Source organism: Falsiroseomonas sp., from assembly GCF_051860665.1.
Classification (GTDB): Bacteria; Pseudomonadota; Alphaproteobacteria; order Acetobacterales; family Acetobacteraceae; genus Falsiroseomonas.
In genome coordinates this window covers 164,770-182,218 of the sequence record NZ_JBHYDM010000007.1, presented here as the reverse complement: position 1 = coordinate 182,218, position 17,449 = coordinate 164,770, and the positions used below count along the sequence as shown (strand labels likewise).

22 protein-coding genes and 1 pseudogene are annotated in these 17,449 nt (G+C 72.9%); 8 read left to right on the top strand and 15 right to left on the bottom strand.

All coding sequences use genetic code 11. The annotated features are described in order from the left end of the window. Positions 1-11: 11 nt before the first annotated feature. Positions 12-998: a transcriptional regulator FtrA gene (gene ftrA / locus ACTIF1_RS10285; protein WP_439596313.1), complete on the bottom strand. Its 987-nt coding sequence runs from the start codon at positions 996-998 to the stop codon at positions 12-14. Positions 999-1,083: 85 nt separating this feature from the next. Here ftrA and ACTIF1_RS10280 point away from each other — a divergent pair, with 85 nt between their 5' ends. Both ACTIF1_RS10280 and ACTIF1_RS10275 read left to right on the top strand, forming a co-directional pair. After that, on the top strand, positions 1,084-1,488 hold the full coding sequence (locus tag ACTIF1_RS10280; protein WP_439596312.1) for a rhodanese-like domain-containing protein: 405 nt from the start codon (positions 1,084-1,086) through the stop codon (positions 1,486-1,488). Then, complete coding sequence (locus tag ACTIF1_RS10275) at positions 1,485-1,940, top strand: GNAT family N-acetyltransferase (protein ID WP_439596311.1); 456 nt, start codon at positions 1,485-1,487, stop codon at positions 1,938-1,940. Before ACTIF1_RS10280 ends, ACTIF1_RS10275 begins: the two co-directional genes overlap by 4 nt. Positions 1,941-1,982: 42 nt before the next feature. On the opposite strand, the gene ACTIF1_RS10270 is transcribed toward ACTIF1_RS10275, so the two are convergent. From ACTIF1_RS10270 to ACTIF1_RS10260, 3 genes are all read right to left on the bottom strand, one after another. After that, positions 1,983-2,384 (bottom strand): hypothetical protein, encoded by a 402-nt coding sequence (locus ACTIF1_RS10270; RefSeq protein ID WP_439596310.1) that lies wholly within the window; start codon positions 2,382-2,384, stop codon positions 1,983-1,985. Between the two features lie 97 nt (positions 2,385-2,481). Next, entirely contained in the window at positions 2,482-2,751 is a 270-nt protein-coding gene (locus ACTIF1_RS10265) for a hypothetical protein (protein WP_439596309.1), read from the bottom strand. Continuing rightward, positions 2,748-3,230 (bottom strand): peroxiredoxin, encoded by a 483-nt coding sequence (locus ACTIF1_RS10260; protein WP_439596308.1) that lies wholly within the window; start codon positions 3,228-3,230, stop codon positions 2,748-2,750. The genes ACTIF1_RS10265 and ACTIF1_RS10260 overlap by 4 nt, the downstream gene beginning before the upstream one ends. A 103-nt stretch (positions 3,231-3,333) precedes the next feature. Between ACTIF1_RS10260 and ACTIF1_RS10255 the strand changes: the two genes are divergently transcribed. From ACTIF1_RS10255 to ACTIF1_RS10235, 5 genes are all read left to right on the top strand, one after another. Continuing rightward, positions 3,334-3,945, top strand: a complete 612-nt coding sequence (locus tag ACTIF1_RS10255; RefSeq protein WP_439596307.1) for a YqgE/AlgH family protein — start codon at positions 3,334-3,336, stop codon at positions 3,943-3,945. A 43-nt stretch (positions 3,946-3,988) separates the two neighbouring features. Then, entirely contained in the window at positions 3,989-5,785 is a 1,797-nt protein-coding gene (gene mutL / locus ACTIF1_RS10250) for a DNA mismatch repair endonuclease MutL (RefSeq protein WP_439596306.1), read from the top strand. Positions 5,786-5,826: 41 nt separating this feature from the next. After that, the gene (locus tag ACTIF1_RS10245) at positions 5,827-6,258 is read left to right on the top strand and encodes a BLUF domain-containing protein (RefSeq protein WP_439596305.1); all 432 of its coding nucleotides are present in this window, start codon (positions 5,827-5,829) and stop codon (positions 6,256-6,258) included. Positions 6,259-6,345: 87 nt separating this feature from the next. After that, complete coding sequence (locus tag ACTIF1_RS10240) at positions 6,346-7,311, top strand: Bug family tripartite tricarboxylate transporter substrate binding protein (RefSeq protein ID WP_439596304.1); 966 nt, start codon at positions 6,346-6,348, stop codon at positions 7,309-7,311. Between the two features lie 17 nt (positions 7,312-7,328). Further along, the gene (locus ACTIF1_RS10235; RefSeq protein ID WP_439596303.1) at positions 7,329-8,345 is read left to right on the top strand and encodes an NAD-dependent epimerase/dehydratase family protein; all 1,017 of its coding nucleotides are present in this window, start codon (positions 7,329-7,331) and stop codon (positions 8,343-8,345) included. A 269-nt stretch (positions 8,346-8,614) separates the two neighbouring features. Here ACTIF1_RS10235 and ACTIF1_RS10230 read toward each other — a convergent pair. Both ACTIF1_RS10230 and ACTIF1_RS10225 read right to left on the bottom strand, forming a co-directional pair. Beyond that, positions 8,615-9,091 (bottom strand): annotated as a pseudogene (locus ACTIF1_RS10230) (SDR family NAD(P)-dependent oxidoreductase); the annotation flags it as partial. 90 nt (positions 9,092-9,181) lie between these two features. Next, the gene (locus tag ACTIF1_RS10225; RefSeq protein ID WP_439596302.1) at positions 9,182-9,949 is read right to left on the bottom strand and encodes an enoyl-CoA hydratase/isomerase family protein; all 768 of its coding nucleotides are present in this window, start codon (positions 9,947-9,949) and stop codon (positions 9,182-9,184) included. Positions 9,950-10,071: 122 nt separating this feature from the next. Between ACTIF1_RS10225 and ACTIF1_RS10220 the strand changes: the two genes are divergently transcribed. Continuing rightward, a complete protein-coding gene (locus ACTIF1_RS10220; RefSeq protein WP_439596301.1) occupies positions 10,072-10,986 on the top strand; it encodes a LysR family transcriptional regulator in 915 nt (304 codons plus the stop codon). A gap of 24 nt (positions 10,987-11,010) precedes the next feature. Here ACTIF1_RS10220 and ACTIF1_RS10215 read toward each other — a convergent pair whose 3' ends face one another. The 9 genes from ACTIF1_RS10215 to dctP all read right to left on the bottom strand — a co-directional run bounded on the left by ACTIF1_RS10215 (position 11,011) and on the right by dctP (position 17,399). Next, on the bottom strand, positions 11,011-11,721 hold the full coding sequence (locus ACTIF1_RS10215; RefSeq protein ID WP_439596300.1) for an SDR family NAD(P)-dependent oxidoreductase: 711 nt from the start codon (positions 11,719-11,721) through the stop codon (positions 11,011-11,013). Beyond that, complete coding sequence (locus ACTIF1_RS10210) at positions 11,714-11,917, bottom strand: hypothetical protein (RefSeq protein WP_439596299.1); 204 nt, start codon at positions 11,915-11,917, stop codon at positions 11,714-11,716. The genes ACTIF1_RS10215 and ACTIF1_RS10210 overlap by 8 nt, the downstream gene beginning before the upstream one ends. After that, entirely contained in the window at positions 11,914-13,725 is a 1,812-nt protein-coding gene (locus ACTIF1_RS10205; RefSeq protein WP_439596298.1) for a Rieske 2Fe-2S domain-containing protein, read from the bottom strand. The genes ACTIF1_RS10210 and ACTIF1_RS10205 overlap by 4 nt, the downstream gene beginning before the upstream one ends. Beyond that, entirely contained in the window at positions 13,722-13,874 is a 153-nt protein-coding gene (locus ACTIF1_RS10200; RefSeq protein ID WP_439596297.1) for a hypothetical protein, read from the bottom strand. The genes ACTIF1_RS10205 and ACTIF1_RS10200 overlap by 4 nt, the downstream gene beginning before the upstream one ends. A 4-nt stretch (positions 13,875-13,878) precedes the next feature. Continuing rightward, positions 13,879-14,103, bottom strand: a complete 225-nt coding sequence (locus tag ACTIF1_RS10195) for a hypothetical protein (protein WP_439596296.1) — start codon at positions 14,101-14,103, stop codon at positions 13,879-13,881. Positions 14,104-14,169: 66 nt separating this feature from the next. After that, the gene (locus ACTIF1_RS10190) at positions 14,170-14,610 is read right to left on the bottom strand and encodes a type II 3-dehydroquinate dehydratase (RefSeq protein ID WP_439596295.1); all 441 of its coding nucleotides are present in this window, start codon (positions 14,608-14,610) and stop codon (positions 14,170-14,172) included. A 26-nt stretch (positions 14,611-14,636) separates the two neighbouring features. Continuing rightward, the gene (locus ACTIF1_RS10185) at positions 14,637-15,929 is read right to left on the bottom strand and encodes a TRAP transporter large permease (protein ID WP_439596294.1); all 1,293 of its coding nucleotides are present in this window, start codon (positions 15,927-15,929) and stop codon (positions 14,637-14,639) included. Then, positions 15,926-16,405 carry a TRAP transporter small permease gene (locus ACTIF1_RS10180; RefSeq protein WP_439596293.1) on the bottom strand — a complete coding sequence of 160 codons (480 nt, stop codon included), beginning with the start codon at positions 16,403-16,405 and terminating at the stop codon, positions 15,926-15,928. The genes ACTIF1_RS10185 and ACTIF1_RS10180 overlap by 4 nt, the downstream gene beginning before the upstream one ends. A gap of 4 nt (positions 16,406-16,409) precedes the next feature. After that, the gene (dctP, locus tag ACTIF1_RS10175) at positions 16,410-17,399 is read right to left on the bottom strand and encodes a TRAP transporter substrate-binding protein DctP (protein WP_439596292.1); all 990 of its coding nucleotides are present in this window, start codon (positions 17,397-17,399) and stop codon (positions 16,410-16,412) included. Between the last annotated feature and the right edge of the window lie 50 nt (positions 17,400-17,449).

Genomic DNA, 17,449 nt, shown 5'->3' with positions numbered 1-17,449 from the left:
GCGCCCGCGCGTCACCCCCCGCCGAAGCGCAGCCGGTATTCGCGCGGGCTGATGCCGACCAGCCGCCGGAAATGGTGCCGCAGCGTATCCGGGGTGCCGAGGCCGACGAGGCCGGCGATCTCGTCCACCCCGTGCTGGCCGCTGCTCAGCAGGCGCTTCGCCGCCTCCACCCGCTCCGCCACCAGCCAGGCGCCGGGGGGCGCGCCGGTCGCCTCGGTAAAGCGGCGGATGAAGGTGCGCAGGCTCATCCGGCAGGCCGCGGCCATCTCCGGCAGGGTCCAGGGCGCGGCGAGGTCGGCGCGGATGCGGTCCAGCAGCGGTGCCAGGGCCGATTGCCGCCGCACCGGCACCGGCCGCTCCAGGAACTGCGCCTGGCCGCCCGTGCGATGCGCCGGCATCACCAGGCGCCGCGCCACGGAATTCGCGGCCTCCGGCCCGAAATCCTGGCGGACGATCTCGATCAGCAGGTCGATCCCGGCGGCGCTGCCGGCCGAGGTCAGGATCCGCCCCTGCATGCGGTAGAGCGAGGCATGATCGACCGCGACGGCCGGGTGCCGCGCCCGCAGCGCCGCCGCATAGCGCCAATGGGTGGTGGCGGTGCCGCCATCGAGCAGCCCGGTCGCGGCCAGCACGAAGGCGCCGGAGCAGATCGAGACCAGCCGCGCGCCCCGCCCATGCGCCGCGCGCAGCCGCTGGCACAGCGCCTCCGGCACCGGCACCGTGGCGCCCTTCCAGCCCGGCACCACGATGAGATCGGCCTGGTCGATCAGCTCCGGCCCCTCGTCCGGCACCAGGCGGAAGCCACCCTGGGCGCGCAGCGGGCCCGGCTCGATCGCGCAGCTGGCGAAGCGGTACCAGCCCGCCCCCATCTCCGGCCGGGCCAGGCCGAAGACCTCCGCCACGATGCCGAATTCGAAGGTGCAGAGGCCGTCATAGAGCAGGGCCACGACCAGCGGGCCCGTCGGGGTCCCGGCGAAGGAGGCGGTGGTGTTTGGCATGATCTACATGGTGAATGGCGTTCATGCCGATTGCAAGGCCGCGACCGCCTTGGTTGCATGGCCGGGCCACGAAAGGACCCCGCCCATGCCCAGCGCCGTCACCGCCATCCCCGCCGCGCCCAGCGAGCTCGCCTGCGCCCATTTCGCCGCCGAATTCACCTTCGAGACGGATTGCTGGGACGTGCACGACGCGCTGTCCCGCAGCCCGGACTTCGTGCTGCTGGATGTCCGCAGCCCGGCGCTCTTCGCCCAGGGCCATGTGCCGGGCGCGATCAACCTGCCGCATGGCAAGATCATCGCCTCCAAGCTGGCGCAATGGCCGGAGGGGACGCTCTTCGTCACCTATTGCGCCGGGCCGCATTGCAATGGCGCGGCCCGGGGCGCGCTGCGCCTGGCCCAGCTCGGCCGGCCGGTGAAGATCATGGCCGGCGGCATCACCGGCTGGATCGACGAGGGATTCCCCCTGGCCCGCGCCGAGGCGGCCGCGTGACGCCAGCCATCCGGCCCGCCTGGCCCGGCGATGCGGCGCCGCTGCATCGCCTGGTCCAGGACCACGCCCGCTTCGAACAGGCCCGCGCGCCGCTGACCCTGGCGGAGCTGGCGGCCCTGCTCGCCGCCGATCCCCCGCCGATCCGCCTGCTGGTGGCGGAGGGCGCGGGCCGCATCCTCGGCTATGCCGCGATCACCTTCGACTGGTCGCTCTGGCGTGCGCGGCCCTATGGGCATCTCGAAGGGCTTTTCGTCGCGGCCGAGAGTCGCGGCGCCGGGCTCGGCGCGCGGCTGCTGCATGCGGCGCGGGATGCCGTCGCGGCGGCGGGCGCGGACCGCCTCGAATGGCAGACCCCCGCCTGGAATGCCGATGCGATCCGCTTCTACCGCCGCGCCGGCGCCGTGCCGGCGGAGAAGACGCGCTTCACCTGGATGGCCCCCGGCCCCGCCTGAGGAAAACTTGACTCAGGAAAACCCGCCTCAGGAAAACCCGACTCAGGAGAAGCTGCAGCTGAAGCGGAGGCCGGCCGCGAGCTGGGCCGGGGTCGGCGCGCCTGCCCCCGCTGAGTGGTTGACGTTCAGCCGGATCAGGATGACGTCCCGCCGCTCCATCGGCTTCAGCAGGATCGGCGCGGCCTGGAAGGCCACGCTGAACGGCCCGATCCGCGTCACGGGCAGCAGCGCCGCAACCAGACTCCGCCCCTGCGGGTCCTGGTTCTGCAGCGCGGCGCGATACTCGACCTGGCTGGTGCCGCCGCTCGGCAGCACGAGGCTGTAGAGGGACTGGCTCACCAGCGCCCCGCCGCAGAAACTCACCGGCTGCGCCACCGCGCTGCCGCCGATCGTCGTGCCGGCCAGCGCCGCCGCCAGCAGAAGCCGCCGCTTCGTCCCCGTCATCGCCACCTCCCACCCGTGAAGGCAGGCTGCGCCTGCGACGGGCGCCCGCCCAGGGCGCCCCGGCCTATGCCGCCCAGAGGCATCCCCGATGGCCGGCTCAGCCCTTCCGCAGCGCCCGCATATTGGCGGCGACGCGGCGCCGGGACGGGCGCAGCGCGGCTTCCGCCACCAGATCCGGCCGTGCGCCGGCCAGCACCGCCCGGCCAGCCGCGAAGGCGCCCTCCGCGAAGGCCTTCTGCTTTTCCGCCACCATCGCCGCCAGCGCCGCGCTGGCGCCGGCGGGGTCGGTCGTCAGCTGCAGGCTGCGCAGCGTGAAGACCCAGCCCGCCTGCCAGGCGAACAGCGCATAGGCGGCCGGATTGGTCACAGGATGGCCAGCACGGCCTCGGCCTTCGAGACCTCGAAGGCGCCCGGCGCCTCGACGGCCACATGCGTCACGCGGCCGTCCTTCGCCACCAGCACGAAGCGCTGGCTGCGGATGCCGAGGCCGCGTGCCGTCAGGTCCAGCTCCAGCCCCAGCGCCTTGGTGAAGGCGGCGGAGCCATCGGCCAGCATCACCACCTGGTCGGTGATGCCCTGGTCCTTGGCCCAGGCGCCCATCACGAAGGCATCGTTCACCGACATGCAGGCGATGGTGTCGACGCCCTTGCCCTTCAGCGCCTCGGCCTGGGTCACGAAGCCCGGCAGGTGCTTGGCGGAGCAGGTGGGCGTGAAGGCGCCCGGCACGCCGAAGAGCACCACGGTCTTGCCGCCGAACAGCTCCTCGGTCGAGACCTCCTTCGGCCCCTCGGCCGTGGCCTGCATGAGCTTCGCCGCCGGGATCGCATCGCCTTGCTTGATCGTCATCCGAACTGTCTCCTGAACCTGCGCGCTGCATAAAGCAGATCAGCCCGCCCCGTCCATGCGGCTTGCCGGGGCCGGCTGCTTGCGATGCCGCGGGGCCGCCGCCATGTTCAACGTCATCATGGCACGCAGCGATCCCTCCCCTTCGAAAGATCCTCCGGACGACGGCTACCTGGCCGGCCAGCTCCTGGTCGCCATGCCCAGCATGTCCGACCCGCGCTTCGCCCGCAGCGTGATCTGCCTCTGTGCCCATTCGCCGGACGGCGCCATGGGCATCGTGCTGAACCAGCCGCTGGAGAGCCTGACCTTCGACGAGCTGCTGGGCCAGTTGAAGCTGGACCCGGTGCCGCCGGCGCGTCGCATCCGCCTGACCCAGGGCGGCCCGGTGGAGGGCGGCCGCGGCTTCGTGCTGCATACGGCGGATTGGGAAACGGAAGGCAGCCTGAAGGTGATGGACGGGCTCGCGCTCACCGCCAGCGTCGAGATCCTGAAGGCGATCGCCGAGGGCGGCGGGCCGCGCCAGGGCGTGCTGGCGCTGGGCTATGCCGGCTGGGGCCCCGGCCAGCTGGATGACGAGATCCAGCGCAATGCCTGGCTCAGCGTGCCGGCGGACGAGGCGCTGCTGTTTGCCGAACAGCCCGACCAGCTCTGGCGCCTGGCGCTGGCCAAGCTGCGCGTCGACCCCTCGCTCCTCTCGGGCAGCGCCGGGCACGCCTGACGCCGGGCTTGCATCGCGCCCCATCCGGAAGCACACCCCGCTGATGGCCCCCGCGCCCCGGATTCGCCTGCTGCCCGAGACCACCGCCAACCGCATCGCGGCCGGCGAGGTGGTGGAGCGCCCGGCGGCGGCGGTGAAGGAGCTGGTCGAGAATGCGCTGGATGCCGGCGCCCGCCGCATCCTGGTCTCCCTCGAAGACGGCGGCATCGGCCGCATCCTGGTGGAGGATGACGGCCATGGCATGGGCGAGGCCGACCTCGCCATGGCGCTGGAGCGCCACGCCACCTCCAAGCTGGCGGAGGAGGCGATGCTGTTCCGCATCGCCACCCTGGGCTTCCGGGGCGAGGCGCTGCCCTCGATCGGCGCCGTCTCCCGCCTGACGCTCACCTCCCGCCTCGCCGAGGGCGCCGCGCATGCCATCAGCGTGGAGGGCGGCCGCAAATCCGCGGTGGGCCCGGCCGCCGGCCCGCCGGGCACGCGCGTCGAGGTGCGCGACCTGTTCTTCGCCACCCCCGCCCGCCGCGCCTTCCTGCGGAGTGCGCGCCACGAGGCCGAGCAGGCGGTGGAGGCGGTGCGCCGCCTGGCCATGGCCTGGCCCGAAGTCGCCTTCCGGGTGGAGGTGGAGGGCCGCCTCGCGCTCAACCTGCCCCAAGCGGACCGGGACGGCCGCATCGCCGCGCTGCTCGGCGCCGACTTCGCCGCCGCCGCGGTGCCGGTGGAGGCGGCGCGCCAGGGGCTCGCCCTCTCCGGCCTCGCCGGCCTGCCCACGCATCACACGGCCACCGGCGCGGCGCAGCACCTGGTGGTGAACCGCCGCCCGGTGCGGGACCCGCTGCTGCGCACCGCGCTGCGCGTCGCCTATCGGGACATGGTGCCGGCCAAGCGCTTCCCGGTCGCCGCCCTGTTCCTGGAGGTGCCGCCCGAGGCGGTGGATGTGAATGTCCATCCGATGAAGACGGAGCTGCGCTTCCGCGACCCTTCCGCGGTGCGCGGGCTGCTGATCTCGGCGCTGGGCCGGGCGCTGGCGGTGGGCGCGGCCGGCGCCGCGCCGGCGGAGGTGGCGGTGCCGGAGTGGCAGCCCGCCGGCTTCGCCGAGTCGGTGGCCCCCAGCTATGACGCGCGCCCGCCCGCCGGCAGCTTCCCCGGCTGGCAGCCGCCCTCGGGACCCCTGCCCCAGCGCCCGCGCACCGCCTCCCTGCCGCTCGGTTTCGCCCCGTCCGCCGCGCCGGCGCCGCTGCCCGCCTTCGAAGGCGAGGGCCCGCTCGGCCGGCCGCTCGGCCAGATCCTGGAGACCTATGTGCTGGCCGAGGCGCCGGACGGATCGCTGGTGCTGGTCGACCAGCATGCGGCGCATGAGCGCCTGACGCATGAGGCGCTGCGCGCCCAGCTGGTGGAGGGCGGCGTGCGCGCCCAGCCGCTGCTGCTGCCGGCCGTGGTGGAACTGCCCGCCGCCGACGCCGCCCGCCTGCTGGACCGCAGCGCGGAGCTGGCGCGCCTCGGCCTCGAGATCGAGGGGTTTGGCGGCCCCGGCGCGCTGCTGGTGCGCGCCATGCCGGCGCTGCTCGGCGCGCCCGACCCGGCGCCGCTGCTGCGCGACCTGGCCGAGGAACTGGCCGAGATGGACGAGGCCCTGGCGCTGGAGGCGCGGCTGGATGCGGCCGTGGCACGGCTGGCCTGCCACGGCTCCATCCGCGCCGGGCGGCGGCTGGCCGGGGCCGAGATGGCGGCGCTGCTGCGGCAGATGGAGGCGACGCCGCGCGCCGCCACCTGCTCCCACGGCCGCCCCACCGTGCTGCGCTTCGGCAGGGCGGAGCTGGAAAAGCTGTTCGGCCGGCGCTGAAGAGGCGCATGATCGGCGCGCCTTTTCCGGAAGCCGTGCCGATGCCCCCGCATTCGACCTCCACCGCCCCGCTGATGCAGCTGATCTATGCCTCCCGCCCCTTCGGCTTCTCGGGCGATATGCTGGAGGACATCCTGATGGCGGCGCGGCGCAACAACCGGCGGGACGGCGTCACCGGCGCCCTGGTCTGCCGCGCCGATCTCTTCCTGCAGATGCTGGAAGGCCCGCGCGACAAGGTGACGGCCACCTTCGGCCGCATCCTGCGCGACGACCGGCATCTGGAAGTCTCCCTGGTCTGGTCCGGCGATACGCCGGCCCGGCTCTTCCCCGCCTGGGACATGCTGGAGGACCCGGCGCGCAGCTGGATGTGGAGCCGGGACGAGGTGCGGGCGGGGGCCATGCTGCGCGCCTCGGCGGCGGAGGCGCGGGCGGTTTTCGACCGGGTGGCGAGCGAAGCGGCGGCCGCCGGCTGACGCGCCCGGCCCGGCCGGACGGCTGGCGCGGCACGGCCAAAGCCGGCAGGATCGGCGCAAAGCTCCGGGGGGAAGGAAACCATGGTCATGCAGCGTCGTGCTCTGCTGGGCGGCCTTGCCCTGCCCTTTCTGGCCAAGGCCGCCCTGGCGCAAAGCTGGCCGGACCGGCCGGTGCGGCTGATCGTGCCCTATGCCGCCGGTGGCCCGACCGATGCCGTGGCCCGGCTGCTGGCGGAGCGGCTCTCGGCCGACCTGTCGCAGCGCGTGGTGGTGGAGAACCGCGCCGGCGGCGGTGCGCTGATCGGCACGGAGGCGGTGGCGCGGGCGCCGAAGGATGGCGCAACCCTGCTCTTCACCACCGTGGTGCATGCGGTGCATCGCGCGCTGCACGGCACGCGGCTCAGCTTCGACCCGGCGGGCGATTTCGCGCCGGTGGCGCTGGTGGGCGTGGTGCCGCAGGTCATCATGGTGCCGCCCACGAGCCCGGTGCGCGACATGCCGGGGCTGCTGGAATTCCTGCGCGCCGCGCCGCGGGCCTATGGCAGCAGCGGCGCCGGCGGATCCTCGCATCTCGGGGTGGAACTGCTGAAGAGCATGACCGGGGTGCAGGCCGAGCATATTCCCTATCGTGGCACCGCGCCGGCGGTGGTGGACCTGATGGCCGGGCGCATCGCCCTTGTCATGGACAGCGTGGCCACCGGCGCGGCCCAGGTGCGCGGCGGGGCGCTGCGCGGCATCGCCACCACCGGCCCCCGCCGCTCCTCCGCTTTGCCGGACCTGCCGACGGTGGCGGAGACGGTGCCCGGCTTCGCCGCCACCACCTGGAATGCGGTGCTGGCGCCCGCCGGCACGCCGGAGGCGGTGCTGGCCGCGATCTCCGCCGCCATCTCCGCCGCCCTCGGCGATGCCGCGCTGCAGGCGCGGCTGGTGGAACTCGGCGTCGAGGTGCCGCCGGCGCCGGAACGCAACCGGGCCTCGGCGGCGCGCTTCGTGGCGGAGGAGACCGCGAAATGGGAGAAGCTGGTGGCCGAGGCCGGGATCCGCGCCGAATGATGGCCCGGTAGCGCGCCATGTCCCGCAAGGAGTCCGCTGCCGTCCCGCTGCAGGGCGGCCGTTTCATGGTGATCGGCGGCGCCAGCCTGGTCGGCTCCGCCACGGTCGAGGAGATGCTCGCGCGCGGCGCCGCGCAGGTCGTGATCTACGACAACCTCTCCTTCGACGGGGAGGCCAATATCACCCATCTGAAGGGCGACCCGCGCCTGCGCATCGTGCAGGGCGATATCCTGAAGCTGCACCAGCTTCTGGCGGCGACCGAGGGGCTGGACGGCATCGTCCACCTCGCCGCCTTCATGACGCTGAACTTCGACCGCGACCCCTGGGGTGGCATCGACGTGAATATCCGCGGCCTGCAGAACGTGCTGGAGGCCTGCCGCGTGCATCGCGTGCGGAAGCTGGTCTTCGCCTCCTCCAATGCCGTCTATGGCTATGGCCCCGGCGTGAAGGGCGACCTGGTGGAGGACACGCCCTTCCACGCCGCCGGCGCGCCGCCCGCCGCCATCCTCTACGGCGCCAGCAAGATCATGGGCGAGCAGCTGTGCCGCGATGCGCATCGCAAGCAGGGCCAGGACTATGTCGTGCTGCGCTATTCCACCGTCTATGGCGAGCGCCAGCACTATCGCGCCGCCAATGCGCTGTTTATCGTCGAGACGCATGATGCGATCCGGCGCGGCGAGCGGCCGAAGGTGATCGGCGACGGCAGCGAGACGAAGCATTTCGTCTATGTCGGCGACCTGGCGCGCGCCAATTGCATGGCGCTGGAGGCGCCGGCCACCGATGTCGCCGTCAATGCCTCCGGCCCCGCCCCGGTGACGACGCTGGAGCTGGTGACGCTGGTGGCGGAACTGGCGGGCCGCCCGGACCTGGCGCCCGAGCTGGTGCCGCCCGATCCGGCCAAGGTGCGCCTGACCTCCGGCGGCGCCTTCACCATCCGGCACGAGGCGGCGCAGGAGGCCATCGGCTGGGCGCCGCAGGTGGATATGCGGGAAGGCCTGCGCCGCCTGCTGGCCTGGCGCGACGGCGCCGGCTGAAGGCGCGACCTACAGCGCCGAATGGTCGCGCACCGCCTCCTCCAGCTGCGGCTTGAGCGCGAGGAAGTGGGCATCGACGGCGGCGGGGTCGTCGCGGTTCTGCGCCAGCATCGCGCGCCGCGCACCACCTCGAAGGCCTCGGCCTCCATGCCCTCGATGATGGCGCCGACGACCTCCGCGACCGGCTGCAGGGCGAAGCCCATGCTGGCATCGGCGCGTGAGCTCGACATCATCCGCGTATCGGTGGCGCCGGGATAGACGGTCATGACATGCACGCCCTCCCCCTTCAGCTCGCGCCGCATGGCTTCGCCGAAGCGGGCGAGCCCCGCCTTGGCCGCGGCATAGCCGGCGTAGAAGGGCACGCCCATCTGCGCGATGCCGGAGGCGATGTTCACCACCATTGCGTCCCCGCTGCGCCGCAGCTCCGGCAGCGCGGCGCGCGTCAGCAGGATCGGCGCGATCAGGTCCACCTCGATCATTGCGCGCAGCTCGGCTTCCAAAGTGTCCTCCAGCCGCCCGGCGCGCACGCCGCCGGCATTGTTGACCAGCACGTCGATCCCGCCGAGCAGGGCCGCCGCCTGGGCCGGCAGCGCATCGCGCACCGCGGCATCGGCGATGTCGCCCGGGATGCCGTGGATCACGGCGCCCGTCGTCGCGCGCAACTCGGCGACGGCGGCCGCGAGCGCGTCCGGGCGCCGCCCGGTCAGCACCAGAAGCGCCCCCTTCAGCGCCAGCTGCCGCGCCATCTCCCGGCCGATGCCGCTGGATCCGCCAGTGATCACGATACGCCTGCCCTGGATGTTCATGACGATGGTTCCTCGATCGATGGCACTGGCTCAGGCCGCGCGGAAGCTCTTCACCAGGGCGGCGGCGGAGGCGCCTTCCAGCGCCAGGCCGTAGCCGACCTCGCGGACGATCCGCTCCTTGATCGGCTGGATGAAATGGATGCGGGTATTGCGCCGGGTCACCGCCGGCCGGGTCAGCCAGCCGCGCGCGATCTCCCTGGCGCGGGACAGCGCGGCGCCATCCGCCACCACCTCCGCCACCACGCCCAGCGCCTGCGCGGCCTGCGCCGAAAGCGGCTTGGGGTCGAGCATCATCGCCTGCGCCCGCGCCGGGCCGAGCAGATGCGCCCAGAGGGTATAGACGCCATCACCCGGCACGATGCCGCCGGCGAAATGCGGCAGGTCGTCGAAGCTGGCGCTGGAGCCGGCCACCACCAGGTTCGCCAGCAGCCCGTATTCGGCATGCACATGCGCCCGACCCTCGAGCGCGAAGATCATCGGCACGCGGATATTGGCGATGTTCTCCAGCACCTGCGTGCCCTCGTCATGCACCTTCGACCAGACATCGGGGTCGGAGACATCGCCGAAGGAGGCGAAGTCGATCGCCGGGATGAAGTCGCCGCCCGAGCCGGTTAGGATCACCACGCTGTTCGCGCGGTCCCGCGCCACATCGTAGAAGGCATCGACGAAGGTCTCGTGGTCGACGGCGCCGAAGGTCAGCGGGCCGCCATCCTTGTGCAGCGCCATGGTCAGGATGCCATCCGCGTCGCGGTCGAAGCGGATGGTGGGGTAGCGGGTGAAATAGGCGGGGACGGTCATCGGGGTCTCTCCTCCGCAGGTCGCGGCGACGGCGCCGGCTTCTGCATGGGCGGACCTTCAGCCATTCGCACCCTCCGCAGAACATGGCTTGCCTGCACCTCATCAATACCTAGACTGTATGAATGAGCGACCCGCTCCCCCTGTTCCGCAGCTTCGTCCGCGTGGTGGAAGCCGGGTCCTTCAGCGCCGTGGCGCGGCAGGCCGGGACCACCCAGCCCACCATCTCCCGCCAGGTGGCGGCGCTGGAGGCGCATCTCGGCTGCCTGCTGATCCAGCGCACCACGCGGCGCCTGACGCTGACCGAGGATGGCCGCGCCTTCTACGAGACCGCGCGCCGGGCGCTGGAGGCGGTGGCGGAGGCCGAGACCTCCGTCGGCCGGCGCAAGGGCCGCCCGACCGGCACGCTGCGGCTCGCGGCCTCCACCGTCATGGGCCGGCTGCATATCCTGCCGCGCCTGCCGCGATTCCTGGAGCGCCATCCCGACCTCAACCTGGACCTGGTGCTGGGCGACGGCTTCATCGACCTGGTGGAGCAGGGCATCGACCTGGCGCTGCGCGTCGGCGTGCTGGAGGATCCGGGGCTGGTCGCCCGGCGCATCGGCCTGTCGCGCCGCGTCGTCGCCGCGACGCCCGGCTATCTGGCGCGGCATGGCACGCCGGCGGTGCCGGAGGATCTGCGCCGGCACGCCTGCATCGTCTATGCCGGCCTCGCCACCGGGGCATCCTGGCCCTTCCAAGGGCCGGAGGGGCACATCTCGGTGCCGGTCGGCGGCCGGCTGCGCGTCGACAGCACGGAGGCGGTGCGCACGGCGACGCTGCAGGGCCTCGGCATCGGCATGGTGCCGGTCTGGCATTTCGTGGATGGCGAGTTCGAGACCGGCCGGCTCGCCCTGCTGCTGCGGGACTGGGAGGCGCCGCCGCTGCCGATCCACGCGGTCTTCCCCACCCGCCGCTTCCTGGCGCCGAAGGTGCGCGCGATGATCGACTTCCTGGCGGAGGAATTCGAGGCGGATGCCCGGCTCAGCGGGCGCGGCTGAGCCGCGCGGCACGCATCCGCCGGTTCAGCCGCGCCCCGTCACCGGCAACAGCGCGCCCGTGATGCCGGAGGCCGCCCGGGACAGCAGGAAGCAGGCCGCCTCCGCCACCTGCGCCGGCGCGACCCAGCCGGCGGGATCGGCCTCCGGCATGGCGGCGCGATTCTGTGGCGTGTCCAGCGTGCCCGGCAGCAGCGCATTGACGCGCAGCCCGGCGGGCTTCAGCTCCTCCGCATAGGCCTCGACCAGCCGCAGCACCCCGGCCTTGGAGGCCGCATAGGCCGCCATTCCGGCCGGCGCGCGCAGCGCGGCGAAGGCGCCGATCGCCACCAGGCTGCCGCGCCCGGCCGGGCGCATCGCCGCGACGGCGGCGCCGAAGAGATTGGCGGTGGTCAGCAGGTTCAGGCGGAACATCGCCTCGAACAGCGGCGGCGCATCCTCCGCGATCGGCGCCATGGCGAAGCCGCCCACGGTCTGCACCACGCCTTCCAGCCGGCCGAAGCGCGCCAGCACCGCCGCCACGGCGCGGGCGCAGGCCGCCGGATCCGCCAGGTCCAGGTCGGACAGGGCCATGTGCCGGCCGGCACCGGGCAGCGCGGCCAGCATCGCCTCCAGCGGTGCCGAAACGCGGTCCAGCCCCACCACCGTGGCCCCGCGCGCGGCCAGCGCCGCCGCCACGGCGCGGCCCAGATTGCCGGCCGCCCCCGTCACCAGGACGGGTCCCTCCATCTCAGCCATGCCCTTCGCCTCCCTGCCGGCGGTCCTCCAGGCGCTCGACCAGGCCGCCGACCCGGTCGAGCAGAAGCAGCATCGGCGCCGCCCGCAGCAGCAGGGCCGTGCCCTCCGGCGCCAGGCGATCGGCCAGCCAGCCGGTTGCCAGCCAGGCGGGCCAGCAGAGCGCGAGCAGGGCCAGGGTGATGGAAGCGGCCCTCATGGCCGCTCCGCCCGGAAGACCAGCAGCTCGCCCAGCCGGGTCACCTCCCCTTCCAGCGTCACGCGGTGGCCGATCAGGTCGCGGAAGGCCGGCAGGGCCGGGCCGCCCGCCGCATCGCCCAGCAGCAGGAAGGCATGGCCCGCCACCGGCCGCGTCGCCACGAAGACCGCCGGCAGGGCGCCGTCCAGGCAGAGCGTGGCGCAGGCGCGATGCCCGATGCCGGTGCCGGGGCGCATGCCGCCGGCGGCGCATTTGCCGTCGCAGATCTCGCCCTGGATGCGCCAGCGGCCGAGCGGCTCGGCCGCTGGCAGCGGCGCGCTCTCCGCCAACGGGACCGGCGGCGCGGCCAGCACCAGCATCTCGATATCGCCGCGGCGCAGGATGGCCCCCTCCGCCGCCACCAGCCGGCCATGCAGGGCGCGGATCTCCTCCGGCGCGCCGAGCTTGCCCTCCCCCGCCAGCAGCAGCGTCCGGCCGCGGCCGTCCGGCCCGCTGGCGGGCAGGTGCAGCAGCGGATAGGGGCCGTCGATCACCAGGCCCCGCAGCGTGGCGGGTTCCGGCAGGTCCGGCCGGGGCGGGCTGCCCGGCACGGTGGCGAAGGCCGCGCCCGCCGGATCGCCCGCCGCCAGCCCCAGCAGCAGGCCGAGTCCGGGCAGGCCGAGCAGGGTCGCGGCCAGCGCGCGGCCCACCAGGCGGCGCAGCGCGGGCGGCAGGGTAGCTGACCAGCCGATGAAGAAGCCGCCGGCCTCGGCCGCGGGCGCCACCGGCCCCGGCAGGGCCAGCGGCTCCACCCGCGTCCCCGGCGGGTTCGGCCGCGGGTCGAGCAGCAGCGTCGGGCCATCCAGCGCCAGGCGGTAGGTGGCCAGCTTCTCGGTATAGGGCGGCGGCGCGCAGCCATCCTCCGGCCGGTACTGGAAGCCGTGCCAGGGGCAGGTGATGCAGCCATCGACGATCCGCCCCTCGCCCAGCGGTCCGTTCTGATGCGCGCAGAGATTGGTCACGGCGGACAGCCGGCCCTGGTGGCGGAAGATCGCCACCGCCTCCCCTTCCGGCGGATGCACCACCAGCGCAGCCCCCTCCGGCACCGCATCGGCGCGGCCGAGGCGCAGCCAGGGCGCCGCGCCGCGGGCGCGCCGCGCCCGGTCGGCCGCCCGCTGCTGCAGCGCCGCCGCCAGGTGCAGGCCGGCCACCAGCGCCGTGCAGGCCAGCAGCAGGGCGGCCAGTGCCGGGTTTGCGGCATCCTGCAGCGCACCGAAGGCGATATGCGCCGTGGCCAGCGCATAGGCGGGGTAGATCGCCATGTGCAGCGCCTTCCAGGCGGCGGGCGTCAGGTAGGACAGGAAGAAGTCGTGGCTGGTGGCGGCCAGGGCGAAGAGGATCAGCAGCGCCAGGATGCCGGGCGGCAGGAAGGGCAGGCCCCATGCCAGCCCGGGCGCCGGCTCGCTGGACAGCAGGGCCACCAGCGGCGGCAGGGGGCTATAGGCGAAGTACCAGCCCAGCACCTCCAGCGCATGCGCCAGCGCCACCAGGAAGGTCAGCACGCCGAGGTGGCGGCGGTTGTAGAGCAGCGGCAGCGCGGCCGGCGCCAGCCGCGCCAGCGGCCCGATCGCCAGCGCCGCCGAGAGCAGCAGGAAGGCGCAGCTGCCATAGGCGCGCATCGCCAGGCTCTGCCCATCCATCTCCTGGCCGGAAAGCCGCGGCGCGAGATGCAGGAAGGCGATCAGATAGCCGAGCACGCCGAGCAGCAGCGCCGCGTCATAGAGCCGCTTGGCCGGCGTCCAGGAGACGGGGCGGTGGCGCGCGCTCATGCGGCCGCGCCCGGCGGGACCAGGCGAGTTGGCGCCTCCACCCCCGGCCCGTTGCGCAGCGCGAAGGCGGCCGCCAGCAGCAGCAGCGGCAGCAGCAGCGCGAGGAGGATCCAGGCCGCCAGATGGGCGCGCCGGTGCCGCAACCGCATCCGCTCAGCCCCCGCCGGGGCGGGCGGCCAGCGCCGCCCAGCGCCACAGCACCCAGGGCCACAGCAGGGCCAGGCCCGGCAGCAGCAGCGGGCGCATGCCATAGGCGCCGCGCGAAGCGGGATCCACCCGCTCGATGCCGAAGACGAGGAAGACGACGGCCACGGCCAGGCCGGCCAGCGCGTAACCCTGGGCGGCCGCGACCACGGCCTCCGCGATCCAGATCGGCATTGCTGCGCCTCCACGGCCCGGGCGGGGCGCCCGGCATGCGTGGCTTCGCCGCCTGCCGCGGCGGGGTTACGCCGCCTCCAGCAGCTCCCGCAGCGCCTGCACCGCCGTGGCATAGCCCGCGGCGCCCAGGCCCGCGATCACCGCCGTGGCCACGGTGGAGACCAGGCTGCGGTGATAGATCGCCTCCCGCCGATGGATGTTCGAGATATGCAGCTCGATGATCGGGCCCTTGAACATCTTCAGCGCATCGAGCACGGGGATGGAGGTGAAGGTCAGGCCCGCCGGGTTGATGACGATGCCGGCGGCCTCCGCATCCGTCGCCTCATGGATCCAGTCCACCAGCTGGCCTTCGTAATTGGTCTGGCGGAAGACCAGGCTGTCCGACCCGGCCGCGGCGCGGCACAGCGCCTCCACCTCGGCCAGGGTGGTGCGGCCATAGATCTCCGGCTCCCGCTTGCCCAGGCGGTTGAGATTGGGGCCGTTCAGCACATGGATGGTCCGGGGCAAGGCTTTCGTTCCTCCTGGCAGGGCGGTCAGCCCTGGTAGCCGAAGCGGCGGGGCAGCCAGAGCACGATCTCCGGCACGAAGGTCAGCAGCATCAGCGCGCCGATCATGGCGAGCAGGAAGGGCAGCGTATGGCGCACGACGGCGGAAATCGGCGCGCCCGACAGCTTGGCCACGATGAACAGCAGCAGGCCGTAGGGCGGCGTGACCAGGCCGATCATGATGTTCACCACGACGACGATGCCGAAATGCACCATGTCCACGCCCAGCGCCTGCGCCGTCGGCACCAGCACCGGCACCACCACCAGCAGGATGGTGCTGCCTTCCATCAGGCAGCCCAGCACCAGCAGGACCAGGTTCACCACCAGCAGGAATTCGAGGCGCGAGAGATTCCACCCCGCCAGCAGGTCGCGCACCATGTTCGGCACGTTCTCGCTGGTGATGACGTAGTTGAAGGCGAGCGCGCCGGCGATCAGCATGCCGATGGCGGCGGTGGCGCGCGCGCTGTCCACCACGGCGGCATAGGTCTGGCGCAGCGTCAGGCTGCGGTAGAACAGCGCGGCGATGAGATAGGCATAGGCGGCCGCGACGGCGGCGGCCTCGGTCGGCGTCATCACGCCGCCATAGATGCCGCCCAGCAGGATCACCGGCATCAGCAGCGCCGGGAAGGCCTCCAGCGTCAGGCGCGGCACCTCGCGCAGCGGCACGCGCTCCGCGATCGGGAAGTCGTGCCGATGCGCCATCCAGGTATTGATGCCCATCTGCGCCAGCGCCATCAGCAGGCCCGGGATCACGCCGGCCAGGAAAAGGTAGCCGATCGAGGCATCGGCCACGAGCGCATAGAGCACCATGGGGATGGAGGGCGGGATGATCGGCCCGATCACCGCCGTCACCGCCGTCAGCGCCGCGGCATAGCTGCGCGGATAGGCGCCGCCGCTGGCCATCATGTCGATCTGCACCTTGCCGCTGCCGGCGGCATCGGCGATGGCGGAGCCGGACATGCCGGCGAAGATCACGCTCTGCACGATGTTCACATGGCCGAGCCCGCCACGCAGCCGGCCGACCAGCAGGTTGCAGAAGCGCAGCAGCCGGTCCGTCAGGCTGCCCGCATTCATCAAGCCGGCGGAGAAGATGAACAGCGGCACGGCCAGCAGCACATAGCTGCCGTTCAGCCCGTTCAGCACCTGCTCCGCCGCGATCGACATGTCCTGCCCGGTGGCGCCGAGATAGATGATGCTGGCGACGATCATGGCGAGGCCGAGCGGCAGGCCCATCACGGACAGGCCGAGCAGCGCGAGGATCGACAGCGTGAAGGGACTCACGCCCGGCCTCCCGCGATGGCGCGCCAGGCGATGGCGGCGTGGCGCACCATCATCGCCACGGCGAAGATCAGCCAGACCGAATAGAGGATGTCGAAGCGGATGCCGAGATAGGCGCTGCGCTCCACCTTCATGAAGGTCACGTAGTCCACCATCGCCGGCAGCGACCAGCCGAAGACGGCCACCACGGCAAGGCCGGTGACCGCATCGCAGAAGCGCCGGGCACCGTCGCCCAGCGCGCCATAGAGCACGTCGAAGCGGATCTCCTCCTCGTCCCGCAGCACCAGGGCGGCGCCCCAGAGCACGCCCCAGACCCAGGTCAGTGTCGAGAGCTCCGCCGTCCAGCTCAGCGGCGCGTTCAGCACGTAGCGCGTGACGATCTGCAGCAGGAAGGCCACGAACATGGCGATCAGCAGCAGGGAGAGCAGGTTCTCGGCGCGCCGCCTGGCCCAGCCGAACAGGCGGCACGCCAATTCCATCGGCTCAGCGCACCGCGGCGACGCGATCGAGGATCCCGGCCGGCCAGCTCTGCGACTGCGCGGAGGCCAGGTAGCGGCGCTGCGCCTCGGCGCGGAAGGCATCCTGGTTCGGCGTATAGACCTCCAGCCCCTGGCCGCGGAAGAAGGCCAGCATCTCCTCCTCCTGCGCCACGTGGCGGCGCGTGCTCTCGTCGATCGCCTTGTCGGCGGCGGCCTGCACCGCCTGCTTCTGCGCCGGGGTCAGCGCATCCCAGACGCGGGCGGAGACGGAAAGCAGGTCATAGGCGACCAGGTGGCTGGTCAGCACGAATTGCGTCGTCACTTCATGAAAGCGCATGGTGCGGCTGGTGGGCAGCGGATTGTCCTGGCCATCGACGGTGCCGGATTGCAGCGCGGTGTAGAGCTCGGCGAAGGCCACCGGCGTCGGGTTCGCGCCCAGCGCCTCGCCCAGGAACTGCCAGGTCTCGCCCGGCGGCATGCGCAGCTTCAGCCCGCGCATATCGGCCGGCGTCGAGATGCGCGTGCGCGGCCGCAGGTTCACGTGCCGGGTGCCGAAATAGAGCGGGCCCAGGATATGCACGTTCAGCTGCTCGCGCGCCATGCGGTTGAACTCGGCGCCGATCGGGCCGGCGAAGACCTTGCGCATGTGGTCGGCGTCGCGGAACAGATAGGCCGAGGCCATGACCGACCAGGCCGGGATCTGCCGCGACAGGTCCTGCGGCGAGAGATTGGCCATCTCCACATTGCCGCGCTGGATCGCCACCAGCTCCGTGCCCTGGCGGAACAGCGTGGCGTTCAGGTGCAGCTCCACATCGAAGTCCGAGGCCAGGTCGCGCTGGAAGCCGCGCATGGCATCGGCGCGGATGTCCTGGTCGGAGAAGACGGCGGTGAAGCGCAGCCGGCGGCGCGACTGGGCGCGGGCGCCCGCCAGGGGTGCGGCGCCGAGCAGCGCGGCGCTGGCCAGCAGGGAACGGCGGCCGAGGGGCGATGACATGCGTGTTTCCTTCCCGGGAGACTGTTGGAAGGAACGCTATGTCGGCGGAT